Origin of the sequence: Pseudomonas bharatica CSV86 (assembly GCF_000319305.2) — a bacterium.
In the GTDB taxonomy this organism is placed as follows: Bacteria; Pseudomonadota; Gammaproteobacteria; order Pseudomonadales; family Pseudomonadaceae; genus Aquipseudomonas; species Aquipseudomonas bharatica.
Genome location: NZ_AMWJ02000002.1, coordinates 212139 through 233035 on the forward strand (window position 1 = coordinate 212139; position 20897 = coordinate 233035).

Consider the following 20897-nt stretch of genomic DNA (forward strand, 5'->3'; position numbering starts at 1 on the left):
CATGAGCGATCCACAACCGCTGTCAAAGAAAGACGGGTAAGCGGATTAAATGGTTGATCTTACCTTTGCATGAGAGTGAGACAGACCGGCATCTCATCGGATTATCTGGTTGATGCTTCACCTACTGCTGGTGCATGTTTCCTTCGCTAATTCCCAGCAAGAACCCCACACGCCTCAACTTCCCGGTCATCGTTGCAACTCGCTCTCAGTGAAACGAGTTGTTTCTCAAGCGCTTGCAGAGCGGTTATCTGCGACCGCACATGAGAGATGTGATCATCGAGCAAGGCGTTGACGGCGGTACAAGGCTGATGAGGGTCGTCCTCATAGCTCTGTAGTTCGTGAATCTCAGCCAGTGACAGGCCCAGGATTCTGCAGCGACGGATGAAGGCCAGCCCCTCACCATGCTTCTCGGTATAGACACGGTAACCGTTGTCCTGCCGATCAGGCGGCGGCAACAAGCCCTGCTGTTCATAGAAGCGGATCGTCTGTGTTTCGACCCCTACCAACTGCGCCAACTGACCAATGCGCATCAGCCTCCTCCCCAACGGATTCTTTACTCTATTGACCTTATAGTAGCTTTATAGTTTTAAATGGTACCACAACATTGTTCAAGTGGAGTCGTATCATGAGCAAATCCTGTGGTGGCGCCTGTGGCGGTGATGCAACGTCCGCAGCGGATACCGATATACAGGCCTCCTCCGAGGCGCCAGGGAGATGGGTCAGTGTTTATGCCGTGCCGAAGATGGACTGTCCATCAGAAGAACGAATGATTCGCCTAGCCCTGAACGGCTTTGAGGAGATTCGGGCGCTGTCCTTCGACTTGTCGAACCGCCGGCTGAAGGTCGTGCATGACGGCGAGGTCGAGCCCGTCACCTCGAAACTGAAGACCTTGGGGCTAGGCGCCTCGCTTCAGGAAACCGTCGCTGCAAATCCGGAGACCATCAAGGCCGCCGAGTTTTCGGCAGCTTCTGCTAAGCAAGAATCCGGGACCCTGCGCTGGTTGCTCGGCATCAATGCACTTCTGTTCGTGGTGGAAATGACTGCCGGTCTGATCGCCCGGTCCACCGGCCTGATTGGAGAATCCCTGGACAATTTTGCCGATGCGGCGGTGTACGGGCTTGCCCTTTATGCGGTTGGACATAGCGTGAAAATGCAGGTACGTGCCGCGCATCTTGCTGGTGTACTGCAACTGATCTTGGCTGTGGGCGTGCTCGTAGAGGTGGTGAGACGCTTTGTATTCGGTAGTGAGCCTGAATCGCTGGTGATGATGGCTATCGCATTCGTCGCATTGATTGCCAATACCAGTTGTCTGCTGCTCATATCCAAACATCGGGAAGGCGGGGCGCACATGAAGGCAAGCTGGATATTCTCGGCCAACGACGTGGTGATCAACCTGGGGGTCATCACCGCCGGCGCCCTGGTCGCGTGGACCGGTTCCAATTATCCGGATCTGATTATCGGCACCATCGCGGGGGGCATTGTACTTAACGGTGCCAGACGCATTTTGGCGTTGAAGGGTTAAATAATGCTCATTATTGGCAAAAAGCTCTCGCCGTATGCCCTATTGTCCATATCGGGCCTGCTGGCAGCGTCTGATCAGGCTGTAAAGTGGCTGGTGCAGCAATCAATGGCCTATGGCGAGTATGTTTCGGTGACCCCGTTCTTTAACTGGGTGCACCTATGGAACACCGGTGCCGCATTCAGTCTTTTTGCGAATGGTGGAGGCTGGCAGCGCTACTTTTTTATCGGAATCGCGGTAGTGGTCTCGATTTTTCTGATCAAGCTGATCCTTGAAAATCGTCATAAAGGAGAAGCCATCGCTTACAGTCTTATCCTCGGTGGCGCCATGGGCAACCTGATTGACCGGGTCTTTCGCGGCTATGTTGTGGATTCCTTTGATTTCTATTGGCGAGACTGGCATTGGCCGGCCTTCAACCTGGCTGATATTGCAATTGTCCTCGGTGCCTTACTTTTCGTTTCCAGCAGCTTGTTGGGTAAAAAAGCAAACACCAATGCCGAGTCGGATGGATCTGACTGACACCTACGCCTATACAACACCATGACCGAACTTCCCGACAACATCCTTCACCTGCCGCAATACCAAGTACTGGGCTGCAAATCAACCGACGACGAAATGCACTTCCAGGTGGACGTGCCCGATCCCATCGCCTGCGAGGAATGCGGCGTGCAGGGTGAGTTCGTACGGTTCGGCAAGCGTGACGTTCCCTATCGTGATCTGCCCATCCACGGCAAGCGGGTCACTCTCTGGGTGGTCCGCCGCCGATACACCTGCCGGGCCTGCAAGACAACATTCAGGCCCCAGCTACCGGAGATGGTGGACGGATTCCGTATGACACTGCGGCTGCATGAGTACGTGGAGAAGGAATCCTTCAACCACCCCTACACCTTTGTGGCGGCACAGACCGGCCTGGACGAGAAGACGGTGCGCGACATCTTCAACGCCCGCGCCGAGTTCCTGGGGCGCTGGCACCGCTTCGAGACGCCCCGCATCCTGGGCATTGACGAGCTATACCTGAACAAGCGCTACCGCTGCATTCTGACCAACATTGAGGAGCGAACCCTGCTCGACCTGCTGGCCACCCGCCGCCAGGACGTGGTGACCAACTACCTGATGAAGCTGAAAGACCGGCAGAAGGTCGAGATCGTCAGCATGGACATGTGGAACCCCTACCGGGCAGCGGTCAAGGCTGTGCTGCCCCAGGCCCGTATCGTGGTCGATAAGTTCCATGTGGTGCGCATGGCCAACGATGCCCTAGAGAGAGTGCGCAAGGGCCTCAGAAAGGAGCTGAAACCGTCCCAGAGCCGGACTCTCAAGGGAGACCGGAAAATCCTGCTGAAACGCGCTCACGAAGTCTCAGACCGGGAGCGCCTCATCATGGAGACCTGGACAGGCGCGTTCCCGCAACTGCTGGCCGCCTACGAGCACAAGGAGCGCTTCTACGGCATCTGGGACGCCACCACACGGCTCCAGGCAGAAGCCGCCCTGGACGAGTGGATAGCCACCATCCCGAAGGGCCAAAAGGAAGTCTGGAGCGATCTGGTCAGGGCAGTGGGAAACTGGCGCGAAGAGACCATGACCTACTTCGAGACGGACATGCCCGTCACCAACGCTTACACGGAGTCCATCAACCGACTGGCCAAGGACAAGAACCGTGAAGGGCGCGGTTACTCCTTCGAGGTGATGCGGGCACGAATGCTCTACACCACGAAGCACAAGAAGAAGGCACCGACTGCGAAGGTCTCTCCTTTCTACAAGAAAACCATCGGTTACGGACTGCCGGACTTCGCAGAGGAACTCAACTACGGAGTCGATCTATCAACCATCTGAGGGTGGTATCAGATTGATGGGGTGAAGGTGCCCCATCAACCATTAAATCCGTATACCCAGAAAGACATTCAAGAAAAGGTCGTAGCAAAACTGGATGAGCAGAAAGGGCTCAGCTTCCTAGAGCAGTACGCTATGTACATGGGTAAGGCACAGATGCTTGAATTTGGCCTGAAGGGCCTCGTTCACCGAAAATTCAATGTTCCGATTAGTGACATGGAGCGTTGGACGCTGGGAATGACAAAAAACGAGCTAGCCAAGCAGGGTATCCGCCAAGACTTCGTCGCATGCTTGGAAAGGGTTTTGAAGCACCGGAACGACATGGCTCACGAGTTCCTGCTGAACTGTGCTGTCATGAATTCCCTAGGCAACTTTTCGGGCAAAGGTGAAGCCGGCGATCTTTTCCGCGCCTCATATGAGTTGGAGCAAATCATCCTCCTCCATGACTGGTGCGAAGAGCATGACGCCTGGACCTAACCTGTTGCTTCACAGGTAGCTCCGAGACGGCTCAATGCTGAGCTTCTGATCAAGGAAGAATGGATGCCAAAAACCGCTCTGGAACGAGCCTACCTATTGCGCGAGGCTGCAGCCTATGGGCGTCGCTACCCTGACGACCTATTCGAAGCGCGCATGGCTGTTCATGAGGCGCTAGGAGCATCCGGAGTTAACACCTACCGCATTTGCGATTTGCTCCTTTCAAAGCGACCTCCTCTTGATGATGGCGACTGTATTCGATTGGAGTTGATTGCCAGCCTGATCGATGCCGAGCCTGCGGCTCGAGGGGATGACCTACTTGGTCTGTGCGAGATGGCGCTCAGGATGGTGCCGTTTTGACCACCTTCAGACGCAAAAAGCCCAGCGCGGGGCTGGGCTCGTTTGCTCATCAAGGCAGCTCGATGCCCAAGCGCTCTTTGAGCATCTGCTTGCCATAAGCTTTACCAAGCTCCACGAGCATTCCAAGGCCGGCCACGCCGGCCTTCTCGGCTCCGCTTTTGGTCCTGCGCCAGATTTCTGGGTCGCGAACCGTGTCAAGGAACTCATGGCCTTTGTAAGTAAGGCGCGTAGCATTCCACTCGAAGGTGCTCATGCTTCCTACATCATCCGCTTTCAACAAGCCGGCTTCAGCCAGCAGCATTACGTGATATGACGTCTCGGTATCTGATTTACCCGGTATCTCAAGCGGCAACCAGCTATCAGGTTCGTCGTGAGCCTCAACAGCCAGAAGAATATCTCGGACAAGATCTTTATCTAGTTTCATATCAGGGCGCCCTTGAAAACCAGACTTTAGCAGTCACACTGTCCACCCATCCACCCTGGACGCATCCCCAGTAACCGCCCAGCACCCTGCCGTAGTAGCGTTGTGCCTCCCAACGAATCGCCCCGGTCCGTTGCCGGAAAGCCCATGGACTGGGGCATCATGACCTAGGAGGTCTACGTGAGCATTGAAGTGACAACAACGCCAGCGGAGCTTGGCCTTTTCATGGCATTGAATGCCATCGCACTGGCGCTGAAAGCTTCTCCAAATTTCAACAACGACGCCCTGAAAGCGCTGGCGGAGAAGTTCATTCGCGAGGCACCGTCAAGCATACAGGGTGCAGTGGCGAAGGAGGCGTATGAGCGCCCTCTCCGCTTCCTGGCGAACGACCAAACTCAAGCCGTTGAATGGCTCAAACAGAACGGGCTTGCTTGATCGGGTTACCATTAATAGTGATCGATCCATCTGGCGCTAGCTCCCAGCCGCTTGCGCCAGCCTTCCAACTCGCAGAACGAATATAAGCGATTGAATGAGGTGTGCTCTCACTATTTCCTTTGGTACTCATAGCTCCCCCTGCGGCCTGGCCGTTTCATTTCGCGTCTCGATGACGCAACAAAAGGCGCGTCCGGTCGAGCCACGGCCCGCCGAACACGATGATTTCTGATGGCCTGCCGTACAGGTGGTGCAACAGGAAAGGTCCTAGACCGAACACCTCGGTCCGCTCGCCGGGCAGAGCCGGATCTGCACCGAGGTAGATACCGGCATGGTTCGGGTGCGCGGTGCGCCCCACGGCCATGACGACCAGGTCGCCGCGCTGCGGCTGGTTGACCTGATGGAAGCCGGCAGTCTCGTAAGCCTGCTCATAGAGGCTCGGGCCTTCCGCTCTCTCCCACCACCCCTCTTCCCGCGCGTAGGCCGGGAACTCCAGCCCCCATTCCCGCGCATACCAGTCTGCGCAGATCTGCCAGCAATCCCATGCGCCGTGCACGAATGGCCGCCCCAGCAGCGCTGTCTCGCCAGTCGGCGTAATAGTGCGCAGGTCGCCCTCCGGCCACGACAGGATGTGCCAAGGCAGACCGGTGGCCTCGCACATGGCCAGGTCGCGCGGCGACGGCCGACTGGTCGCGTCCGGGTGCGAGTGAACGATGCCGATCACCTGGCCCCGGTCTTCCGCCTCGGCGTACTGCTCCGGGGCAATCCGGAACTCCTCGGTCGGCTCGGTAGCCGTGTTGGTGCACGGGAAGTAGACCTGCTTGCGCCCGACCGCCAGCAGCAGCCCACAGCACTCGCGCGGGTACTCTGCCGCGGCGTGCTGCTGCACGGCGGCAAGGATGTGCTTCCGCATGATCAGCTCCTGGCAATCAGGGACACGGCAGGAAAGCCGCCGAAGGGTATGGGGTTACCGGTGCCATGGCGGACGATACAGCCGCTGTCGAGACAGCCGTTGCACTGGTCCTTCGCGGGGTCATCGGTCGGGTTGCCGTCCATGTCGTAGTAGGGCCCGGTGTAACCACAGTCAGGGCCGCGGTATCCGTTGGTCATGGCCCAGTGGCAAAGCTGAGTCATCTGCCGGCCAATGGTCTCACCACCGACGTCGCCGGGGCTGGCCAACTCCCAGGCCACCACGCCCCCGTTCTCGGAGACCTTCTGATCAAGAAACCAGACCTCGATGCTCTCCTCGGTCGGATCGGCCTCAGGATTACCTTGAGGGAAGTTTTCTGCGTCTAGGTACCGCTTCAGCGTGTGCCGAATGGTCAGCTTGAACTCCAGAAGGTCATCGAAGGCGAGGCACAAGGCGGTAATACGACCGTTAACGTTGCCTACCGAGAGATTCGGACGCACCGCGGTACCGTCCGAGTTGGCACTGATCCCCTCGATCTGCATCGGCCAGGCGCCATATTCTTGGCCCTGCCACCAGATCGACTTGGCAGGGAGCTGGTCAGCATCTGCGCCAGCAGCCTCCAGTTCTTCCGGCGTGTGCGGAATCGCGTGCCCGTGGAACCGGAGGATGTCGGCTCCCCAATCCGAGCCGTCGAGTTCGAACAACAGCACTTCGCTTCCCGGCTCGAGCAACTGGGTATCGTGTGTCAGTGACATGGATGTTCCTTACGGGTGAAAAGCCCGCTCGAAGGTGGCAGCGACCTTGAACTGGTCGCCGCCCAACGGGGTTGGCTTCGGGTCTTTGCAGGTGAATAGGCCTAGCTCACCCAGTGGCGTGGTCCAGAGGAACGCCTTTGCGCCGGCGTGACGGTCGAAGAAGTCCATGACATCCTTGGTCCTGGCCTTTCCGCCGGTGATGGTCACCGGATAGCTGTCTTCCTTGTTGTTGGGGCCATCACCGACCACCTGGCGGTAGCCGTCGCCGAAACGGGACTCCCTCACACGGTACAAGATGTCAGGCGTCTCGCCCCGCTGGGTGGCCCAACGAAACGTTTCGATTGCCATCAGCCTCTCCTATTTACGTTGCGGTAACTCAGGCCTCCGGGGCGCCAGGAATCGGCCACTGCCTTTTCAGCAGCAGCCTGAATCTGCTTATGCATGTTCTGCTGAAGCAGTGCCTGGTCGAGCTCCATGCCCTGCCCGCTCTGATCCTGAGTGCTGACGCTGACAGCCGCGCTGACCTGGATGGATGCTCCACTCGCAGCCTGACCGGATACCTGCCGAGGAACTACAAGCGGTGTGACCAAGCCGCCGTCGGCATAGCCTCGGGTGTTGAGCATTTCGAGATAGCCGAGCATGCCAGGCTGGCTCACAACCTCACGACGAAGCACGAACTCACCCGCATGGACGATACCGGCAGGGTCGTACTTGCCACCCTCACCGGTGAAGCCGCCATCCGAAAACGTCGGGGTGTAGGTCATGCCCGATGACGCACTGCCCAGGCCGTAGTCAAAACCGCTCGAGCCCGCTGCGCTGGCCGCCCCCGAAGCTCCGGACGAGGCAGCGCCCGCCCCACCTCCAAACCAGGCGCCCAGCGCGGTGCCGGCGATGCTGGATAGCAAACCGGAGGCCGCCTGCCGAGTGGCAATCCGCGCCATGTCCGCAAGGATCGACTTGGTGAAGTCCGAGAACGAGAACTTGCCGGTCATAGCGAAGTTCACGACCGCATCTTCCATGCTGGTAAAGGCGCCGGTGAATAGCGACTTCGTCTGCCCGGCGACATCTCGTGCCTGCTCCAAGTAGTTCTGGAAGGCAGAGGATGCCCCCTTGCGCCAGTCTCCCTGTGCTTCCGAGATTTTGTCGTAGTTGTCCACGACTGTATCTCGGTACCCGTCTTCGGCTTTGCTTAGGATGGCTAGGTCGCGCTCGTAGTCGTTCTGGCTGTACTTGTCTGGAGCGGTACGCCTGCGATCAAGAAGCTTTGCACGCTCATCGTTGAACCGGTCGGTTACGCCATCGAGATCGCGCTGCAAGCCCTGCTGGCGATCACCAAGACCGAGACTGTTCGCCGCCCTCGTGCCCGATGCAGACAGCGCGACACGCTGCCGCTCCAGCTGATCCACATAGGCTTGGGTTGCAGCGGTTTGCCTGGCCAGCCGGCCCTGTTCATTGGTCGCCAGCACCGCCAGTTCTGTGTCGGCGTCCTTCTGAGCCTTGACCATGCTGGCCCGTGCATCGGCGATCTTCTGGTCCAGCTGTATGCGCTGTTGCGCGCTGGTGCTGCTACGCCCCCTGGCTTCCTCCAAGGCCTTTATCTCGGCCTCATAGGCGTTGGTGACCTCGGTCTTCTGCTGCTCGATGATCGCGGCGCGCTGGGCGGCGTAGGACTCCTGCGAGATCAGCCCGGCCTTCTGCGCTGCATCCAGTTCTTTCTGGTGGTTCTTGTATTCGGCCAGGATAACGGCCAGTCCGTTCTTCTGGTCGTGGAAGCCGGAGAGGTCGACAGCAGAAGATCGACCACTGGAAGGCTTGTATTTCTCTTCGATTGACTTGCGGGCTATTTCGTATTCGCGGTTGATCTGGTCCGAGTTGACATTCGCTCCTGCCAGCGCTTTTTCGCGGCGCTGATCGAGCTGCTCCAGCTCGTGCTTCTTCTTGGTCTCCTTGTCCAGTCCGTCGAGGTACTGCCTATGAATGGCGTCAGTCGCAAGGATGGCATCAGCCTCTCGCTTCTTGGCGTCGCCGACAGACTTTGCGGTTCCGTCCTGCTCTTTCTGGTAAAGCCTCAGATTGCGCAGGCGCTCTTCGTCCTCTTCACGAGTCCTGCCGCGCTCCATCAGGTTCGGATTGTCCTCACCAATTACCGGAATGGCGCTGTAGGATTGCGGATCCGCCAGCTTGCGCTCAAGTGCTTCGATCTGTTGGGCCAGAGTGATCTCTCTGCCGACGCCATAGGTTGCATCAAGGGCTCCGGCTGCTGCCGATTTGATGCCCTTCCAGGCCTTCTCGATCAGCCCGAGGTTCTCTGTGATTTGCCCCGAACGTTCCTTGATGGTGTCCGCATAGGTGTCGGTGAGTAACTTGGCGGCGCCGATGGTGTCACCCTGCTCTTTCAACGCAACGATCTGCGAGTAAGTCGAGGCAGTCAGGAAGCCGTACTGCTCATTCAGGTCCTTGGCCGCTGCGACCGGATCCTTGCCGATCTTGACGAACTCGGCGACGGTTTCCTCTACGGCGCGGCCTGTAGCATCGCGCCATTCAAGCGCAGCCTCGGTGATCTCGACGAAGCTTCCGGCGGCAACCTTTCCGCTACCCGCCAGCTGAGTCAGCACCTCAGCAGCGGCGCCGGTGGTCCCCACCGTGGCCGATACCTGAGCAGCCATCCCAGACAACCGGTCAGCAGTAGTGCCTGCCACGTTGCCGGTGGTGATCAAGGCCTTCTGGAAGCCTACTGCCTCTTCACTGCCCTTGTAGTAGGCATAGCCCAGCACGCCAACGGCAGCTGCGGCGACAGTGAACGGGTTCACCAGGCTCATGATGTAGCCGCCCAGGGCCTTCACGGCCGGGCCCACGCCCCCGAACATGTCCTTGAGCTGCCCGCCCTGCTGCAACAGCACGGTGAGCGGCGCCTGACCGCCCTGCAGGGACACCACGATGTCGGTGAACTGCGCCGGCACGCCGCGTAATGCTGCAGCCGTGGCCTTGGCCGACATGCCGGTCTTGTTCAGCGCGGTATCGGCACCGCCCAAGGCCGCACGCGCCTGGTCGATCTTCGCCTGGTACTCGCCGAAAGTCTCCGCATCGAGCGCGCCACTGGTGCGGAAGCCCTTCAGTTTCTGCTCCATCTGGTCCAGCCGGCTCATGGCCGCGATGGTCGGGTCGATCTTGCCCAGTAGCTCCTCGAGCGCCTGGCCTTCTTCCCGGTGAGCGCCGGCGGCCTTCTTCGCCGCCTCCGCCTGGCGCTCTTCCGTGGCGATGAGGGCTTGAGCACGGCTGTTGATGGATGCCTGGCGGCTGGCGCTGTCCGATAGAACGGCGTTCGCCTGGGCGGTGACCTCGGCGCTATGCTCGGTCGCCCGGTTGAGCGACTGCACGTACTGGCTGGCCTCAAGCGAGGCCTTGGCCACTGCCAGGATCCTGGCTTGCTGCTCGTCGGAGGATTCGGCAGCTCGCCGACCAGCCTGGGCACCGGCATCCGTAGCGCTGGTAAGCGCCTCCTGCACCTTGCCAGCCTGCGCGGCCTCGGCCCGAAATGCCCCCATGTTCGCTGCAGCGCTGCTGAACGCAGTGGAAGCGTTGGTGACGGCGCGTCCCACGGTGGCCATCTGCTGTGCCAACTCGGTCTGCTTGGCGTTGAGCGCCTGCAGCTCCTGCACAATCTGCCGGGTGTCACTCTGCAGGCTGCCCAGGGCAGTCTCCCAGGCACGCCCGGTTCGTGCGGCCGATTCCTCGCTGCGCTTGCCGGCATCAGTCAGCTGGTCGAGGTTGTCCTTGGCCTCGACGGCATCACCGGAATCGATCTGTAGACCGAGGGAGGCAATGGTGGTCATGATCTACTCCATCGATTCGGCCATGACGGCCAAGGCCTCGACCTCCATGACGCGGAGATCGGGAAAAATGTCGGTGAGGTCGCGGCGCTTGATGCCGAGCATCGAGGCCGTTGCGGGTATGGCGGTGTAGTCCAGGCCAGAGGGCCCTCCAGAAGCCACCCGCCACTGTGTGCCCAAGGCATCGAACAAGCGGAAGGCTGACCATGCGTCTGGCCAGACCTCCACCACTTCCTCCTCGATGTCGCCCGGGGTAAGCCCAAGCACCGCCAGTTGCTCGGCGGAGGGACCGCGCTCGTAGCAGGCCCTGGCCGCCGCTCTCAGTTTCCCAAGCGGGCCGGGCTGTAGGCGGCCTGGTAGGCATCGATGACCGCCTTCGGAGCGCCGGTGCAGGTGCGCACCAGGTCAACGATGGCCTCAGCACTGAACTCGTCTTCCAGGTCCCAGCCAATGACGATCTCGCCTAACTGCTCGGCCTGCAGGGCGATTTCGCCAGTGGTGACCTCCTCCCAGCTCGCACCGTCCTTCTGGACCTTCACTGCCCAGGCGTCCCGCGCCTTGTTCCAGCGATCGAACATCGAGGAAAGGGCAACGCGGTCCATGTAGCGGAACTGGAACTCTACTGGAGCCGGCTCGGCGCCAATGCGCGGAACCTGCACCACAGCGGCGAACTTGGGGTTCTGCGCGATCTTGATCTTCGCCATGAGTGCTCCTTACGCGCCGGCCAGGATGCGAACAGGGCGGCCCGACAGCGCGATGCTGATGGTGCGCGTCATGAGGCTGTTCCGGTCCATGGTTGGGGTGGTGGTGATGCTCACGTAGCCCGGGTAGAGGATCTGGTCGCCGCCTGGCAGCTTGAGGCGCACCACCACGAGTTCCTTGCTGTCACCGTAGGTCTCTACCAGGGCGACGTAGGCCGCGCTTGGCTGGTCCTCGACGGTGATCGACAGGGTGATCGGGTTGCGGTTGGTCGGGAACTGGCGGTCGTCGTCATCCTCCAGATAGCCCACGGTCAGGTACTGCTGCTCACCGCCGGCCGAAGTGAACGCGGTCACCTTGGAGATCTGCGCCCAGGCAGTCACGGGGAGGACCGAGCCTACGCCAGCGCCCGGCGTGTACTTGTCCACGTTGGTGGTATTGAGGCCCTTCAGGGCAAACGTGTCGGCTGCGACGCTGGTGGCGCTGACAGCGCGATCGGCGATGAGTGCCCAGCCGGAACTGACCAGCAGGACGTCGCCGTTGGCAATGTCGTGGTCGGCGGCAGTGGCCATCGGTGGCGCAGCATTGGTCAGGGCGGTGAAGGCGACGGCAGCGCCGAAAACGCTGGCGATTTCCAGCGCAGCGCCGTTCGGCAGCGGGAATTTTGCGGCCATGGAATGTTTCCTCGTTGTTGCCCGCCGGGCGGCGGTTGGTTATGCCCCAGCGGGCGGTTGGTCCGCGACTCCGCGGTAAGTGAAGCTGGCCGGGACCGTGTAAGTCGCCGACTCGGGTATGGTGGGGCCCTGGTCAATTGGCTCGGTGACCAAGCCCTCGAAACCGTTGCGGCTGAGCACCGAATCCACGCGGAAGAGGCTCGAAAGCTCGTCCACCAGAGCCTCAGCGGTTTCCAGAGGTTGGCCCGCCGGGCAGACGATGCTCACCTGGTAGACGCCGGTGTACTCGTAGGCTTCGCCGCCAAGGTAGCGGCAGGTGGTTGCCCCTGGCAGTTGATAGGCCTGCAGGTAGGTTTCACCTGGCAAGGCAGAAAATTCTTGCTCGAAGTTCGCGACCCGGATCGGGCGCGCAGTCGCCCAGGCCATGAGCTTGATCTCGATGGCCTGGCGCGCTCGTGCATGGCTCATACGCTGTTGTTCCTGGTGGCTTCGTCGACGATGCGCTGGAAGTTGGCTAGGGTGACCCGGACCATGCCGGCTGGCGCCTGCGTTGAATGTCCGTACTCGAGCGGAATGGCGTACGGCAGATTGTTCACGATGTAAGCGGTTTGGCCGATGGTCAGGGCCTGCACTCGGGTGATGAGCGCGGTAATGGCCTCGCTACCCGACGGGTCTATTCGGTCGAGCTCCTCAGTAGCCGGCGAATCGATGGAGAACTGCCAGTTACCCCGGAAGCGGCCACCGACGTATCCCTTGCCCGCTACCAGGCCATTGGTGGCGAAGTTCTGCTCGCGCTCGGTCTTGGTGAGGGGCTTGGCGTACTTCACGCCTTTGCGCAGATTGCCGGCCTTGGTGAAGTTGTCCTGGTTCAGATTGATCAGGGTGTTGCGTACCGCGACCTTGAAGTCGTAGTCATCGGCAGCCCTGTTGGCCTTGGCCCGGTGGGCCACGTTGGCCGCCCACAGCTCCGGGTTGCCGACCGGCGACATGCGGATCACGCTGCTGCCGATCTCGATCACAATCTCGCGGAAGGTGGCGTCCAGGGCTTGCTCCGCCTGCTCGGCGAATGCCCGTATTGCTTCGGCGAAGCCACCCTGCTGCCCGCCGTACCGCTGGGCCATGTGTGAGCCGCGCGCCATGTCACCTCCTCAGCTGAATGGTCCAGGTCGCCTGGGCTGGGTCCTCTGAAACATTGAGCACGCGATAGCCGCCCACCTGGTCGCCAATCTTGGGCGCTGCCGGGACATCACTGACAGCGCCGGCCTGCCCCTCGAATAGTTCGCTCTGGAGTACCAACAGCTTCACATCCTCGGTCTGGATGCGGGTACCGTCGATCTCCTTGGCCAGATAGCTGCCGAACACGCCGCGGCCGTTGTAATAGGTGGTCGAGGCCGGGACGGTGCCGCCGATCTCGGGGTCGTATCCGCCCTTTACAGCACGGCTCCCTACAACCGGCTTCACCGCATCGGCCAGGCCATCTGGATCGTCGAACGCTTCCGCCAACTCGGTCTGGAGTTCTTCGCGCATGCCCATGGGTCAGATCCTCTTGAGCATTACGGTCCCCGAGCGCCGGATCCAGGGAGCGATGAGGTCGAGGGCGAAGTTCTCGCCAGCGGAGCGATCTACAGATCCAGCGACGTAGGTCTTGCTGGTCGAGGTGCCAGCCTGGGCCGACACCGTCTTGCTCTGCACCTCGCGCTGGGTGTCCTTGTAGAGCTTGCCGGCCGCAGCCAGCTTGGCCACCTGTGCGCCGGCAGTCACGATGGCATCCGGCACTTGGTCTGGCACCGGTCGCTTGATCTTGGCCGTGAGCCAGGCATTTGCCATGGCAACGGCGAGGACCGCATCACCGTTGCCTGCCCAACCCTGCCCGAGCGCCTGGTCGACGTCAGCGGTGGTGATGAAGTCGGTCATGGCTTATTCCTTCGACGGGATGAGGGCCTGGAGATCGGGCTTATTGAGGGCTGGGTCGAAGGTGATGCCCTGGGCCGTCAACCACTCCTTCAGCTCCGGCACCTTCATCTTGTGAGGGTCGGTCTCGTCGCCGCCCTCTTCCCCGATCGCCTTGTCGATCTCGGCCTGGCTGCTGACTGGGGCGTAGCCGTTCGGCGGGTAGTTCGACGCTTTGTAGCCCTGCTCCACCCACTGGGCGATAGTCGGGCCATCTAGGCGCAGACCTTCCTCGATCTCGCTCACGCTGATGCCCTGGCGTTGGTACGCCTCGCCGATGTGGGGAGCATCGCCCTGCACGGACACCGAGGTAGCGCCGTCGATCACGCCGAAGAACTGGTCCAGGCGGCGATAACAGGTGCCGCGCTCGATGCCCGGGGTGTTGGTGTAGATGACTTTCATGCTGATCTCCTGCGCAGGGCGCCAGGCCGGCGCCCCGCATCATGGGGTCAAGGGGTGGCGGTGCCGCTGATGACGGCAGCGAACGGAACCTGCTTGCGGTCGAAGACGCGCTTCCAGTTCGCTGCGGCGGCGTACTGGACTGCAGTCGGGCTCAAGTTGCGGTTCTCGCTGCCCTGCCAGCTGAAGCCAGCCGGCTGAAGGATGAAGGTCTTGCGCTCCCACAGGACCTCGGCGCCGCCGCCGTTGCCGCCGCCAGGCTTGCGCTCCAGCTCGACTGGCTTGGTCGGATCGCCCTCGCCATAACCGAAGGCTCCCTGGCCGAAGAACAGCGACAGATACTGGCCCGGCGCGTAGGTCAGGGCGTCATCCATGAACACTGGTTTGCCCAGGTAAGTGGCCAGGATGATCTTGCCCTGCGAGTCGCGCAGGTACTCGATCATGTCCTGCTTGACCATCTGGTTCATGACCACCGAGTGCACACCGATAGCGGCGAACATGTCGGCGGCGTCGCCGGCGGTGAAGGCGGCGTCCTGGAAGGCATTGGCGCTGATCGAGGCGCCCGAGTCCTTGACCATGTCGCCTCCGTTCTGGGCGATGTTGGCCGCGATGATGCCCCGGCCGGCGCCCATCAGGTAGCGCTGCCACTGACGAGTCCAGTAAGTACCGAAGCGGTTGCGGATGTGCTGCATCGGCTCGGCGTTGGCCAACTCGGCAGCCAGATCGGAGACACCGTAGCCCTTGTTGAGGTACAGGGTGCGGGCACGCATGCTGCCCTGCTCGGCCTTGCCTACCGCGCCCTGGTCATCAGGGTCGTCGTTGGAAATGTTTGGCGCCTCGTCGGCGTCGAGATCTTGCCAGTAGCTGATCTCGGAGGTGCCCTGGCCGTTCTTGGCGATGTCGTCCAAGGTGGCCGAGCGGGTGATGATGCCCGACTCGAAGACGGCGGTCTTCTCAGGGGAGTTCACCGGCTCCAGGGTGCCGTAGTAGTCGGAAACGAAAATGTCCGACAGTTGGGTGGTTGCCATGGGTTAGGTTCCTCGGGTGGCTTGGAGTTTTTTGAATGCTTCGGGGTTGTCACGAGCCATCGCAGCGCGTTCGGTCTCGGTGTACTCACCCCATTTCTTCGTGGCCTTGCCACCGTTGTCGCCGGTCTGCCCGGCACCCTGAGCCCTTGGCCACAGGTGGGTAGCGGTTTCGCGCAGCGATTCCGCCCATTCCAGAGGAGACAGTGGGGTTTTGCCGTCCTTCCCGTACACGACTTCGCCGGCACGGTCGGTGGCAACGGGCTCGCCGTCTTCGCTCAATTTGAAGGTGCCGCGGGCGCGGAGGATGATGTCCTCGGCAGCCTCGGGCAGCGCACCGGCCTTGATGGCAGCAGCGCGGATGGAGTCGGCCAACACCTTGTCGCTGTACTTGGCAGCAAAGGCTTCGGCCTTGTCCGCACGTTCGTTGGCGGCCTTGACCTGTTTGTCCAGGTCGGTGCGCAGGCGCTCGGTGCGGCGGTTGATTACCTCGTCCAGCTTGCCCTCGGCGATCAGCTTGGTCTCTTCGTCCTGACCGGCTTTGGCCAGCAGGCCTTTGACCGCTTCGATGTCCAAGCCGTCGAACTGGCCTTTCAGCTTGTCCAGTTCGGCCTTGATGGTCTTGTTGGAGCCGATCAGCTCGGTGTTTTTGGACTTGAGGCCCGAGACCTCGCCGTCCAAGTATTTCTGGACCTCGCTACCAAGGACTGCCTTGAGAGCGGCGGCTTGGGTTTCGTCGAGAGTCAGACCGTGGGCGGATGGGTCAAAGTCGAATGGCATGTGGCTATCCCCTGGGGACTGGTTGGCCCGCCTCGCGGGCATAAAAAAACCCGACACTTGGCCGGGTTCAAATTGAGGTTTAACGCTTGGGTATTCGCTCGCAGTCGGGGACTAGCTGGTTCACCCGCTTGAGCATCGACATGAGCCCACCATGCAGCCCAGTCTTGGTCGCTTTCCGACGAGACAAATGCTCTTTAACCAGAAGCCCGGGCCCGTTGTAGATCTCTTCGAATGTGCCGTCACGATTCATTCGAATGCCTAGGTAGTAGTCAGGAACATGATGTACTGGAAACGTGAGGCTTGTTCCGAACGTTGTTTTGATCTGCACATTGCGTCCATCATCAGTAACCGCATCGTGGTGCTTGGTTAGCCCTTCATTCAGAGTCAAGCAGTAAGCCAGACTCGCCACGACCTCCCCGATGTCTCCGACCAGGCGTCCATCAGGAGTGAATGGCTTGCCCGGATAGGCCTCTTGAAGCATTGCGACTGCGGTGAAAAGCCCATTCAAGGCCTCTTCAATCTTCGACTGGATGGCTCGGTCCATGCTAGCTCCTTAAGTGGAGCTGAGATGCTAACTCAGATTCCCGCCCTCTCGAACGCCAACGGCTCCAGCTCCTTGAGCTGATCCAGCGTCAGCGGCTTGAAGTTCTTGTCCAACTGCAGCGAGGCGAACCGCTCCGCAGTAAGCCCGCCATCGCGGAACAGCTTTGCGCGCACCGGTCCCAGCGCAGCGTCCTGGAACGCCGGTGGCTGCGTTTTCAGCCATTGGTAGTAGCTGAGGCTGGCGGAGACCTGCGCGCCGCCAGATGCGCCCACAGATGCGCGCGTGGCGCCCTTCGCGAATGCTGCTGAAAGCTTGGTGATGGGCGTGATGGTCGTGCGGCAGTTGATGTGAAAAGGCGGCACCGGCCCCTTCCCTATCTCGAACTCACGCCCGTCCAGGCTCTTGCACTGCTGGCTGGTCTTCCGGTCGAGGGTGGCCACGATGCGGTAGCCCGGAACGAGTTCGGCGTTAGCGGCGAGCGTCTCCATGCGTGCCGTCGCGGACACGTGCTGCACGGCGGTGTGCACAACCGACCTGGCGTTGCGGTTACTGACCGCCAGCACGCCATCGGTGAAGTTCTGCGCAGCAGTACCCCGAATGGCCTGGGTGATCTCTGCGTTGGTCTGACCCTGCACCACGCCAAGGCGGATGGCGTTGGTCACCCGGGTAGACTCAGTGCGCGTCCAGCCGCTCAGGAAGGGCTTCAGCAGCGTACCGCCGTCGATCCCTGCCACCTGAAGGGGCTGCGTATTGATCGCGGCCCGGATCAGCGAGTCGGTCGGCATGATGGCATTGATGAGCAGTGCCTTGGACAGGCTCCGGCTTTCGAAAGCGGCCAGGTATAGCGCGATGTCCACCAAGTCTGCCTGCATGCGATCGCCAAACGCTTGGTAGATGCCCAGCAGCTTGCCGCCTACACGGCCCAAAAATTCTTCAAGGCGCGTCCGGCTGTATGTCGTCAGTTCCCGGCGCGTAAGCTGGTCACGCACTTGTGTGTCCACCAGGCGCAGGACCGTCTCGAACTTCTTGACCTCACCCGCTTTAAGCCGCTCCAGCAGCACCGCGTGCCGACTGACCTGTTCCAGCAGCATCTCGTCCGCCGTTTGCGTCGGTTTCGTCGCCATCGTCTTTGTCCAGGTTGATGCCGGCCGACTCACGTTCTTCGCTTATCAGTCCGGCCTCTTCGTCGTAGGCCCGCTCGGGCAGCTTGCCGGTGGTGAGGTACTGCCAGTAGGTCTCGGCGCTGATCGTGCCGGCCATGACGCTCTTCTGCAGCTCAGCCAGCACCTGGGCGTTGGCCTCTGGGATTACGAACTCGGGCTTGACCGTGAAGACGACATCATCCGGGTTGTAGCCAGTCCACTCAGCCGCGTAGCGCAGTGCTTGCTCGATGGCGGCCGCCGCGGTGATGACGATGCTGTGCAGCGTGGCGTGCTGGTCGTTCTGGCGCGTCTTGCGGGCCTCGCCCGATTCCGTGCCGGACACGTCCATGACCTTGGCGCCTGCCTCTAGGGCCGCGTTCTTCTGGTCTTCCATCGCAGTGCGGACGGCCTGGATGCCAGCGCCCTGGAACTCCAGATAACCGCACGCCCCCTTAGGCCCCAGATCCCAGGCTGCCGATGGTCCGGTTACGCTGAGTTCCACGCTCTCGTCCAGGCCGGACACCCACGGCTGCGGGTGGCTGGTCTGGTGCAGTGCGGTGAAGTAGTCGGCGCTGAGCTGGTACGACTTCAGCGCGGCCCGGGCCATGGTCAGCAGCGGGATCTCGTCCACGTCCGGGGAGTTGTCGGTGGATCCGCAGTAGATGACCGGGATGTAATCCAGGGCGCGCACCAAGTTGTTGCTGCCGTCGACAGTGCCCAGTGGGCGGTCGTCCTCGATCAGCTCGCCGGCCTCGTTGCGCACGCCAGTACGGCAGACCGAGCCGTCCATGTAGAACTCGCGATAGACCGTCTCGCATTCGTGGCTGTATCGATCCTGCTCCTTCCGCCTGAACTCGCGGAACACCGACAGCACCAGGTCCTGACGACCACCTTGGTCGGCGGTGTCCCAGTTGATAGCGTTGCGCACTGCGTAGGTGGCGAAGTACGGCTGGCCCGCGTCATCGATGTTGACCACCAGCGGCACCCGGCCATGGGAAATGGCTTGGCGCACGATCCGCAAGAACAACTGGGTCAGGCCGAATCCATCAGCCGTGGCGTTATCCTCCAGGCTTTTGAGGCCGGCGGGCAGCTTCACCTCGGGGATTAGACGAGAAACCAAACCCATCATCGAGCGCAGGGAATCCCGCACCCAGTGTTCGTACTGGGCCCTGGCGGTGTAGTTCAGGTACAAGTAGGCATTGCCCGCGCCGTCCAGCTTCTCGGCCTCGGTCATTCCGCTCGGTTTTGGCAGATTTCGCGGATTGCGCTTGATCGCGCCCTCGCCTTCCAAGGCGTCGTCCATCATCCGCCACTCGTCGATGTGAGCGTCGTAGTCTGGGTTGGTGGATTGAACAGGCATTACGCCAAACCTCCGATGCGGCGGGTGCCGGCGGACTGAGTCTTGATCGGGAACCGCTTGGCGATGAAATAGCCTGCGGCGTCGTTCATGTGGTCGTGCCCCTTCTTCGGGTCTTTGTCCGGCTCACCCTTGTCGGTGTAGGTCTGCCGCTCCAGGCATTGGGTCAGCTGCGGGCATTGGTCGATGTTGACCTTCAGGCGCCTCTCCCCGTAGGTGTTGAGGAACATGGAGTTGACCGCGTTGATCCGGTCTTTCACGCCGGGGTTCTGTGAGTCGACCACGACGGTGAAGCCGGCCTTCTTGAGCAGGGACAGGTCCGATTCGCTGGCGTTCTTGCTGCTGGTGTTCTGGCCGCTGGCGTCGGGGTACACGGAAACGCTGTGGCCGGAGAAGCGAACCTTGATCTTCTCGATCATCTCCGGGGTATCACGCACCGAATGGAACTCGTCCAACGCCAGCGGCAAGCCGTCGCGAACCACGTACACGACCGCGGCCATCTTCATGACGTTGAAGTCCATGCCGATGTGCACGGCCTCTCCCGGCTTGATGCGCTCGCTGGTGCGGCACTCGGCACGGTCGAAGGTGTAGTAGACCACCCCTGCGTAGTTCTCGAACCCTGCCTCGTATTCCTGGCGGAACGTGCGCGGGTCCATCTTGCGGCGAGCCGCGTCCAACTCTTCAGCCGGGACGTTGCCGCCCTGCAGCGAGGTGTACTGCCAGCTCTTGTGGTCTGGCTCACCACCTGGCTGGCCGTCGCGATAGGTGTCGTAGCAGTGGTTGAAGCCCTTCGGAGTGCCGATCCGCAGCGCATGTCCGCCCTTCCTCGACTCCCCGGTCTGGGGGATCGTGTACTGGCAGGTGGAGAGCATTGGCCTGAGCACTTCTTCCCAAGCCGCCCACGGGCAGTCCGCCCATTCATCCACCAGGACGAAGAACAAACCGGAACCCCGCAGGTTGTCGTAGTTGTCGAGACCGACCACACGCATGATATGGCCGGACTTGAGGGTGATCGAACATTCGGTCTCGTTCGGCCGGGTGGCGCGCCATGCTTCGGGGATGGCCTGCTTCAGCCGACGCCAAAAGACCCGTTTGGCCTGCTTGAACGTCGGCGCGCCGTACCAGATCTCGTCCTCGATGCTGACGCCCCACTCCGCCGCCAGCCGGGCCGCGCGGCGCATCTCCGCCTTGCCGAGGAAGGTCTTGCCGAATCGCCGCCCACACACCGCATCGCGGAAGCGCGCCTCAGGCTGAAAGCCCCAGACGTAGATGTTCGCCTGCTTCGGCGTCAACTTTACCGGCGGGTCATAGGTACGGGGTAGTCGGGACACCTTCGTCTGGCTCCAGCTTGTACTCAGCAACTGCGTGCTGCTGGTCCGCCTGGGAGCCCAGGGGCTTGTCGGGTTCGATCTTGCGGTTGACGTACATGTCGCCGCATTCCTTGGCGGCCTGCTCCAGCAGTTGGGCAGTCAGCGCCATATTCCTCATGCTCTCGGCCTTCTCAGCCATCCGACCCAAGGCACGCAATCTAAATGCACGATTGGCGATTGGGATCTCCGCCGTCTCCTCCCGGAAGCGCTTGCGAGTGTCCTCGAACAAGGTCCGCCACTTAGCTGCCAGGTTGGCTCCGGCGCGCTTGGTCGGGTCGTGTTGCTCCACCTGCTGGCGGGTCACATCGATGTCAAACTCTTGCTTTACAGCTTGTGAGACCTGGGTGGGCGTGTCGAAGCACGCTAAAGCCTGAACGATGAAGGCTTTCACATCGCTTTTCAGGGCTGCCATAGATTGGGTTCCGTCTC

At 61.1% G+C, this 20897-nt stretch carries 26 protein-coding genes and 1 pseudogene; 6 read left to right on the forward strand and 21 right to left on the reverse strand.

The window, feature by feature from the left end; genetic code table 11:
- Positions 1–121: 121 nt before the first annotated feature.
- Positions 122–530, reverse strand: a pseudogene (cadR, locus tag CSV86_RS14465) (Cd(II)/Pb(II)-responsive transcriptional regulator).
- A 95-nt stretch (positions 531–625) separates the two neighbouring features.
- Between cadR and CSV86_RS14470 the strand changes: the two are divergent.
- The 5 genes from CSV86_RS14470 (at position 626) to CSV86_RS14490 (ending at position 4180) form a co-directional block, all read left to right on the forward strand.
- The gene (locus CSV86_RS14470) at positions 626–1522 is read left to right on the forward strand and encodes a cation efflux transmembrane domain-containing protein (protein ID WP_004364974.1); all 897 of its coding nucleotides are present in this window, start codon (positions 626–628) and stop codon (positions 1520–1522) included.
- A 3-nt stretch (positions 1523–1525) separates the two neighbouring features.
- Positions 1526–2038 (forward strand): signal peptidase II, encoded by a 513-nt coding sequence (gene lspA / locus CSV86_RS14475; protein WP_003821921.1) that lies wholly within the window; start codon positions 1526–1528, stop codon positions 2036–2038.
- 21 nt (positions 2039–2059) lie between these two features.
- On the forward strand, positions 2060–3349 hold the full coding sequence (locus CSV86_RS14480; protein WP_004574636.1) for an ISL3-like element ISPpu12 family transposase: 1290 nt from the start codon (positions 2060–2062) through the stop codon (positions 3347–3349).
- Positions 3350–3376: 27 nt separating this feature from the next.
- On the forward strand, positions 3377–3823 hold the full coding sequence (locus tag CSV86_RS14485) for a hypothetical protein (protein ID WP_170394816.1): 447 nt from the start codon (positions 3377–3379) through the stop codon (positions 3821–3823).
- A 63-nt stretch (positions 3824–3886) separates the two neighbouring features.
- The gene (locus tag CSV86_RS14490) at positions 3887–4180 is read left to right on the forward strand and encodes a hypothetical protein (RefSeq protein WP_009403689.1); all 294 of its coding nucleotides are present in this window, start codon (positions 3887–3889) and stop codon (positions 4178–4180) included.
- A gap of 49 nt (positions 4181–4229) precedes the next feature.
- Here CSV86_RS14490 and CSV86_RS14495 read toward each other — a convergent pair whose 3' ends face one another.
- Positions 4230–4604, reverse strand: a complete 375-nt coding sequence (locus CSV86_RS14495; RefSeq protein WP_009403691.1) for a DUF2513 domain-containing protein — start codon at positions 4602–4604, stop codon at positions 4230–4232.
- A gap of 177 nt (positions 4605–4781) precedes the next feature.
- Between CSV86_RS14495 and CSV86_RS14500 the strand changes: the two genes are divergently transcribed.
- Positions 4782–5036: a hypothetical protein gene (locus CSV86_RS14500; protein ID WP_009403692.1), complete on the forward strand. Its 255-nt coding sequence runs from the start codon at positions 4782–4784 to the stop codon at positions 5034–5036.
- 154 nt (positions 5037–5190) lie between these two features.
- Here CSV86_RS14500 and CSV86_RS14505 read toward each other — a convergent pair whose 3' ends face one another.
- The 19 genes from CSV86_RS14505 to CSV86_RS14595 all read right to left on the reverse strand — a co-directional run bounded on the left by CSV86_RS14505 (position 5191) and on the right by CSV86_RS14595 (position 20880).
- Complete coding sequence (locus tag CSV86_RS14505; protein ID WP_009403694.1) at positions 5191–5946, reverse strand: C40 family peptidase; 756 nt, start codon at positions 5944–5946, stop codon at positions 5191–5193.
- Positions 5947–5948: 2 nt separating this feature from the next.
- On the reverse strand, positions 5949–6698 hold the full coding sequence (locus tag CSV86_RS14510) for a phage minor tail protein L (RefSeq protein WP_009403695.1): 750 nt from the start codon (positions 6696–6698) through the stop codon (positions 5949–5951).
- 9 nt (positions 6699–6707) lie between these two features.
- The gene (locus CSV86_RS14515; RefSeq protein WP_009403696.1) at positions 6708–7046 is read right to left on the reverse strand and encodes a phage tail protein; all 339 of its coding nucleotides are present in this window, start codon (positions 7044–7046) and stop codon (positions 6708–6710) included.
- On the reverse strand, positions 7046–10531 hold the full coding sequence (locus CSV86_RS14520; protein ID WP_170394819.1) for a phage tail tape measure protein: 3486 nt from the start codon (positions 10529–10531) through the stop codon (positions 7046–7048). The genes CSV86_RS14515 and CSV86_RS14520 overlap by 1 nt, the downstream gene beginning before the upstream one ends.
- Positions 10532–10534: 3 nt before the next feature.
- Positions 10535–10795, reverse strand: coding sequence for a DUF1799 domain-containing protein (locus tag CSV86_RS14525; protein ID WP_009403968.1), 261 nt, complete (start codon positions 10793–10795; stop codon positions 10535–10537).
- Positions 10796–10848: 53 nt separating this feature from the next.
- Positions 10849–11232 (reverse strand): phage tail assembly chaperone, encoded by a 384-nt coding sequence (locus CSV86_RS14530; protein ID WP_009403963.1) that lies wholly within the window; start codon positions 11230–11232, stop codon positions 10849–10851.
- Between the two features lie 9 nt (positions 11233–11241).
- Positions 11242–11901, reverse strand: a complete 660-nt coding sequence (locus tag CSV86_RS14535) for a phage tail protein (RefSeq protein WP_009403961.1) — start codon at positions 11899–11901, stop codon at positions 11242–11244.
- Positions 11902–11940: 39 nt separating this feature from the next.
- Positions 11941–12369: a phage tail terminator-like protein gene (locus CSV86_RS14540; protein ID WP_009403959.1), complete on the reverse strand. Its 429-nt coding sequence runs from the start codon at positions 12367–12369 to the stop codon at positions 11941–11943.
- The gene (locus CSV86_RS14545; protein ID WP_009403957.1) at positions 12366–13040 is read right to left on the reverse strand and encodes a hypothetical protein; all 675 of its coding nucleotides are present in this window, start codon (positions 13038–13040) and stop codon (positions 12366–12368) included. The genes CSV86_RS14540 and CSV86_RS14545 overlap by 4 nt, the downstream gene beginning before the upstream one ends.
- A 1-nt stretch (position 13041) precedes the next feature.
- Positions 13042–13434, reverse strand: a complete 393-nt coding sequence (locus CSV86_RS14550) for a hypothetical protein (RefSeq protein ID WP_009403952.1) — start codon at positions 13432–13434, stop codon at positions 13042–13044.
- Positions 13435–13437: 3 nt separating this feature from the next.
- Complete coding sequence (locus CSV86_RS14555; protein ID WP_009403950.1) at positions 13438–13815, reverse strand: hypothetical protein; 378 nt, start codon at positions 13813–13815, stop codon at positions 13438–13440.
- 3 nt (positions 13816–13818) lie between these two features.
- Positions 13819–14253, reverse strand: coding sequence for a hypothetical protein (locus CSV86_RS14560; protein WP_009403948.1), 435 nt, complete (start codon positions 14251–14253; stop codon positions 13819–13821).
- A 47-nt stretch (positions 14254–14300) separates the two neighbouring features.
- Positions 14301–15278 carry a major capsid protein gene (locus CSV86_RS14565; RefSeq protein WP_009403946.1) on the reverse strand — a complete coding sequence of 326 codons (978 nt, stop codon included), beginning with the start codon at positions 15276–15278 and terminating at the stop codon, positions 14301–14303.
- A gap of 3 nt (positions 15279–15281) precedes the next feature.
- Positions 15282–16055 carry a hypothetical protein gene (locus CSV86_RS14570; protein ID WP_009403945.1) on the reverse strand — a complete coding sequence of 258 codons (774 nt, stop codon included), beginning with the start codon at positions 16053–16055 and terminating at the stop codon, positions 15282–15284.
- A gap of 79 nt (positions 16056–16134) precedes the next feature.
- Entirely contained in the window at positions 16135–16599 is a 465-nt protein-coding gene (locus CSV86_RS14575; protein WP_009403944.1) for a DUF6998 domain-containing protein, read from the reverse strand.
- A gap of 32 nt (positions 16600–16631) precedes the next feature.
- The gene (locus tag CSV86_RS14580; RefSeq protein ID WP_009403943.1) at positions 16632–17690 is read right to left on the reverse strand and encodes a phage head morphogenesis protein; all 1059 of its coding nucleotides are present in this window, start codon (positions 17688–17690) and stop codon (positions 16632–16634) included.
- A complete protein-coding gene (locus CSV86_RS14585) occupies positions 17641–19101 on the reverse strand; it encodes a DUF4055 domain-containing protein (RefSeq protein WP_170394552.1) in 1461 nt (486 codons plus the stop codon). Before CSV86_RS14585 ends, CSV86_RS14580 begins: the two co-directional genes overlap by 50 nt.
- Complete coding sequence (locus CSV86_RS14590) at positions 19101–20429, reverse strand: phage terminase large subunit family protein (protein ID WP_009397128.1); 1329 nt, start codon at positions 20427–20429, stop codon at positions 19101–19103. The genes CSV86_RS14585 and CSV86_RS14590 overlap by 1 nt, the downstream gene beginning before the upstream one ends.
- Positions 20404–20880, reverse strand: coding sequence for a DUF2280 domain-containing protein (locus CSV86_RS14595; protein ID WP_009397127.1), 477 nt, complete (start codon positions 20878–20880; stop codon positions 20404–20406). Before CSV86_RS14595 ends, CSV86_RS14590 begins: the two co-directional genes overlap by 26 nt.
- Between the last annotated feature and the right edge of the window lie 17 nt (positions 20881–20897).

Bases quoted from the DNA above. Each gene is read 5' to 3' on its own strand.
- CSV86_RS14520 (WP_170394819.1), bottom strand. From the start codon at position 10,531: ATGACCACCATTGCCTCCCTCGGTCTACAGATCGATTCCGGTGATGCC.
- CSV86_RS14470 (WP_004364974.1), top strand. From the start codon at position 626: ATGAGCAAATCCTGTGGTGGCGCCTGTGGCGGTGATGCAACGTCCGCA.
- CSV86_RS14550 (WP_009403952.1), bottom strand. From the start codon at position 13,434: ATGGGCATGCGCGAAGAACTCCAGACCGAGTTGGCGGAAGCGTTCGAC.
- CSV86_RS14555 (WP_009403950.1), bottom strand. From the start codon at position 13,815: ATGACCGACTTCATCACCACCGCTGACGTCGACCAGGCGCTCGGGCAG.
- CSV86_RS14510 (WP_009403695.1), bottom strand. From the start codon at position 6,698: ATGTCACTGACACACGATACCCAGTTGCTCGAGCCGGGAAGCGAAGTG.
- CSV86_RS14585 (WP_170394552.1), bottom strand. From the start codon at position 19,101: ATGCCTGTTCAATCCACCAACCCAGACTACGACGCTCACATCGACGAG.
- CSV86_RS14595 (WP_009397127.1), bottom strand. From the start codon at position 20,880: ATGGCAGCCCTGAAAAGCGATGTGAAAGCCTTCATCGTTCAGGCTTTA.
- CSV86_RS14580 (WP_009403943.1), bottom strand. From the start codon at position 17,690: ATGCTGCTGGAACAGGTCAGTCGGCACGCGGTGCTGCTGGAGCGGCTT.
- CSV86_RS14540 (WP_009403959.1), bottom strand. From the start codon at position 12,369: ATGAGCCATGCACGAGCGCGCCAGGCCATCGAGATCAAGCTCATGGCC.
- CSV86_RS14570 (WP_009403945.1), bottom strand. From the start codon at position 16,055: ATGCCATTCGACTTTGACCCATCCGCCCACGGTCTGACTCTCGACGAA.
- CSV86_RS14545 (WP_009403957.1), bottom strand. From the start codon at position 13,040: ATGGCGCGCGGCTCACACATGGCCCAGCGGTACGGCGGGCAGCAGGGT.
- CSV86_RS14480 (WP_004574636.1), top strand. From the start codon at position 2,060: ATGACCGAACTTCCCGACAACATCCTTCACCTGCCGCAATACCAAGTA.
- CSV86_RS14560 (WP_009403948.1), bottom strand. From the start codon at position 14,253: ATGAAAGTCATCTACACCAACACCCCGGGCATCGAGCGCGGCACCTGT.
- CSV86_RS14530 (WP_009403963.1), bottom strand. From the start codon at position 11,232: ATGGCGAAGATCAAGATCGCGCAGAACCCCAAGTTCGCCGCTGTGGTG.
- CSV86_RS14575 (WP_009403944.1), bottom strand. From the start codon at position 16,599: ATGGACCGAGCCATCCAGTCGAAGATTGAAGAGGCCTTGAATGGGCTT.
- CSV86_RS14495 (WP_009403691.1), bottom strand. From the start codon at position 4,604: ATGAAACTAGATAAAGATCTTGTCCGAGATATTCTTCTGGCTGTTGAG.
- lspA (WP_003821921.1), top strand. From the start codon at position 1,526: ATGCTCATTATTGGCAAAAAGCTCTCGCCGTATGCCCTATTGTCCATA.
- CSV86_RS14505 (WP_009403694.1), bottom strand. From the start codon at position 5,946: ATGCGGAAGCACATCCTTGCCGCCGTGCAGCAGCACGCCGCGGCAGAG.
- CSV86_RS14490 (WP_009403689.1), top strand. From the start codon at position 3,887: ATGCCAAAAACCGCTCTGGAACGAGCCTACCTATTGCGCGAGGCTGCA.
- CSV86_RS14515 (WP_009403696.1), bottom strand. From the start codon at position 7,046: ATGGCAATCGAAACGTTTCGTTGGGCCACCCAGCGGGGCGAGACGCCT.
- CSV86_RS14535 (WP_009403961.1), bottom strand. From the start codon at position 11,901: ATGGCCGCAAAATTCCCGCTGCCGAACGGCGCTGCGCTGGAAATCGCC.
- CSV86_RS14565 (WP_009403946.1), bottom strand. From the start codon at position 15,278: ATGGCAACCACCCAACTGTCGGACATTTTCGTTTCCGACTACTACGGC.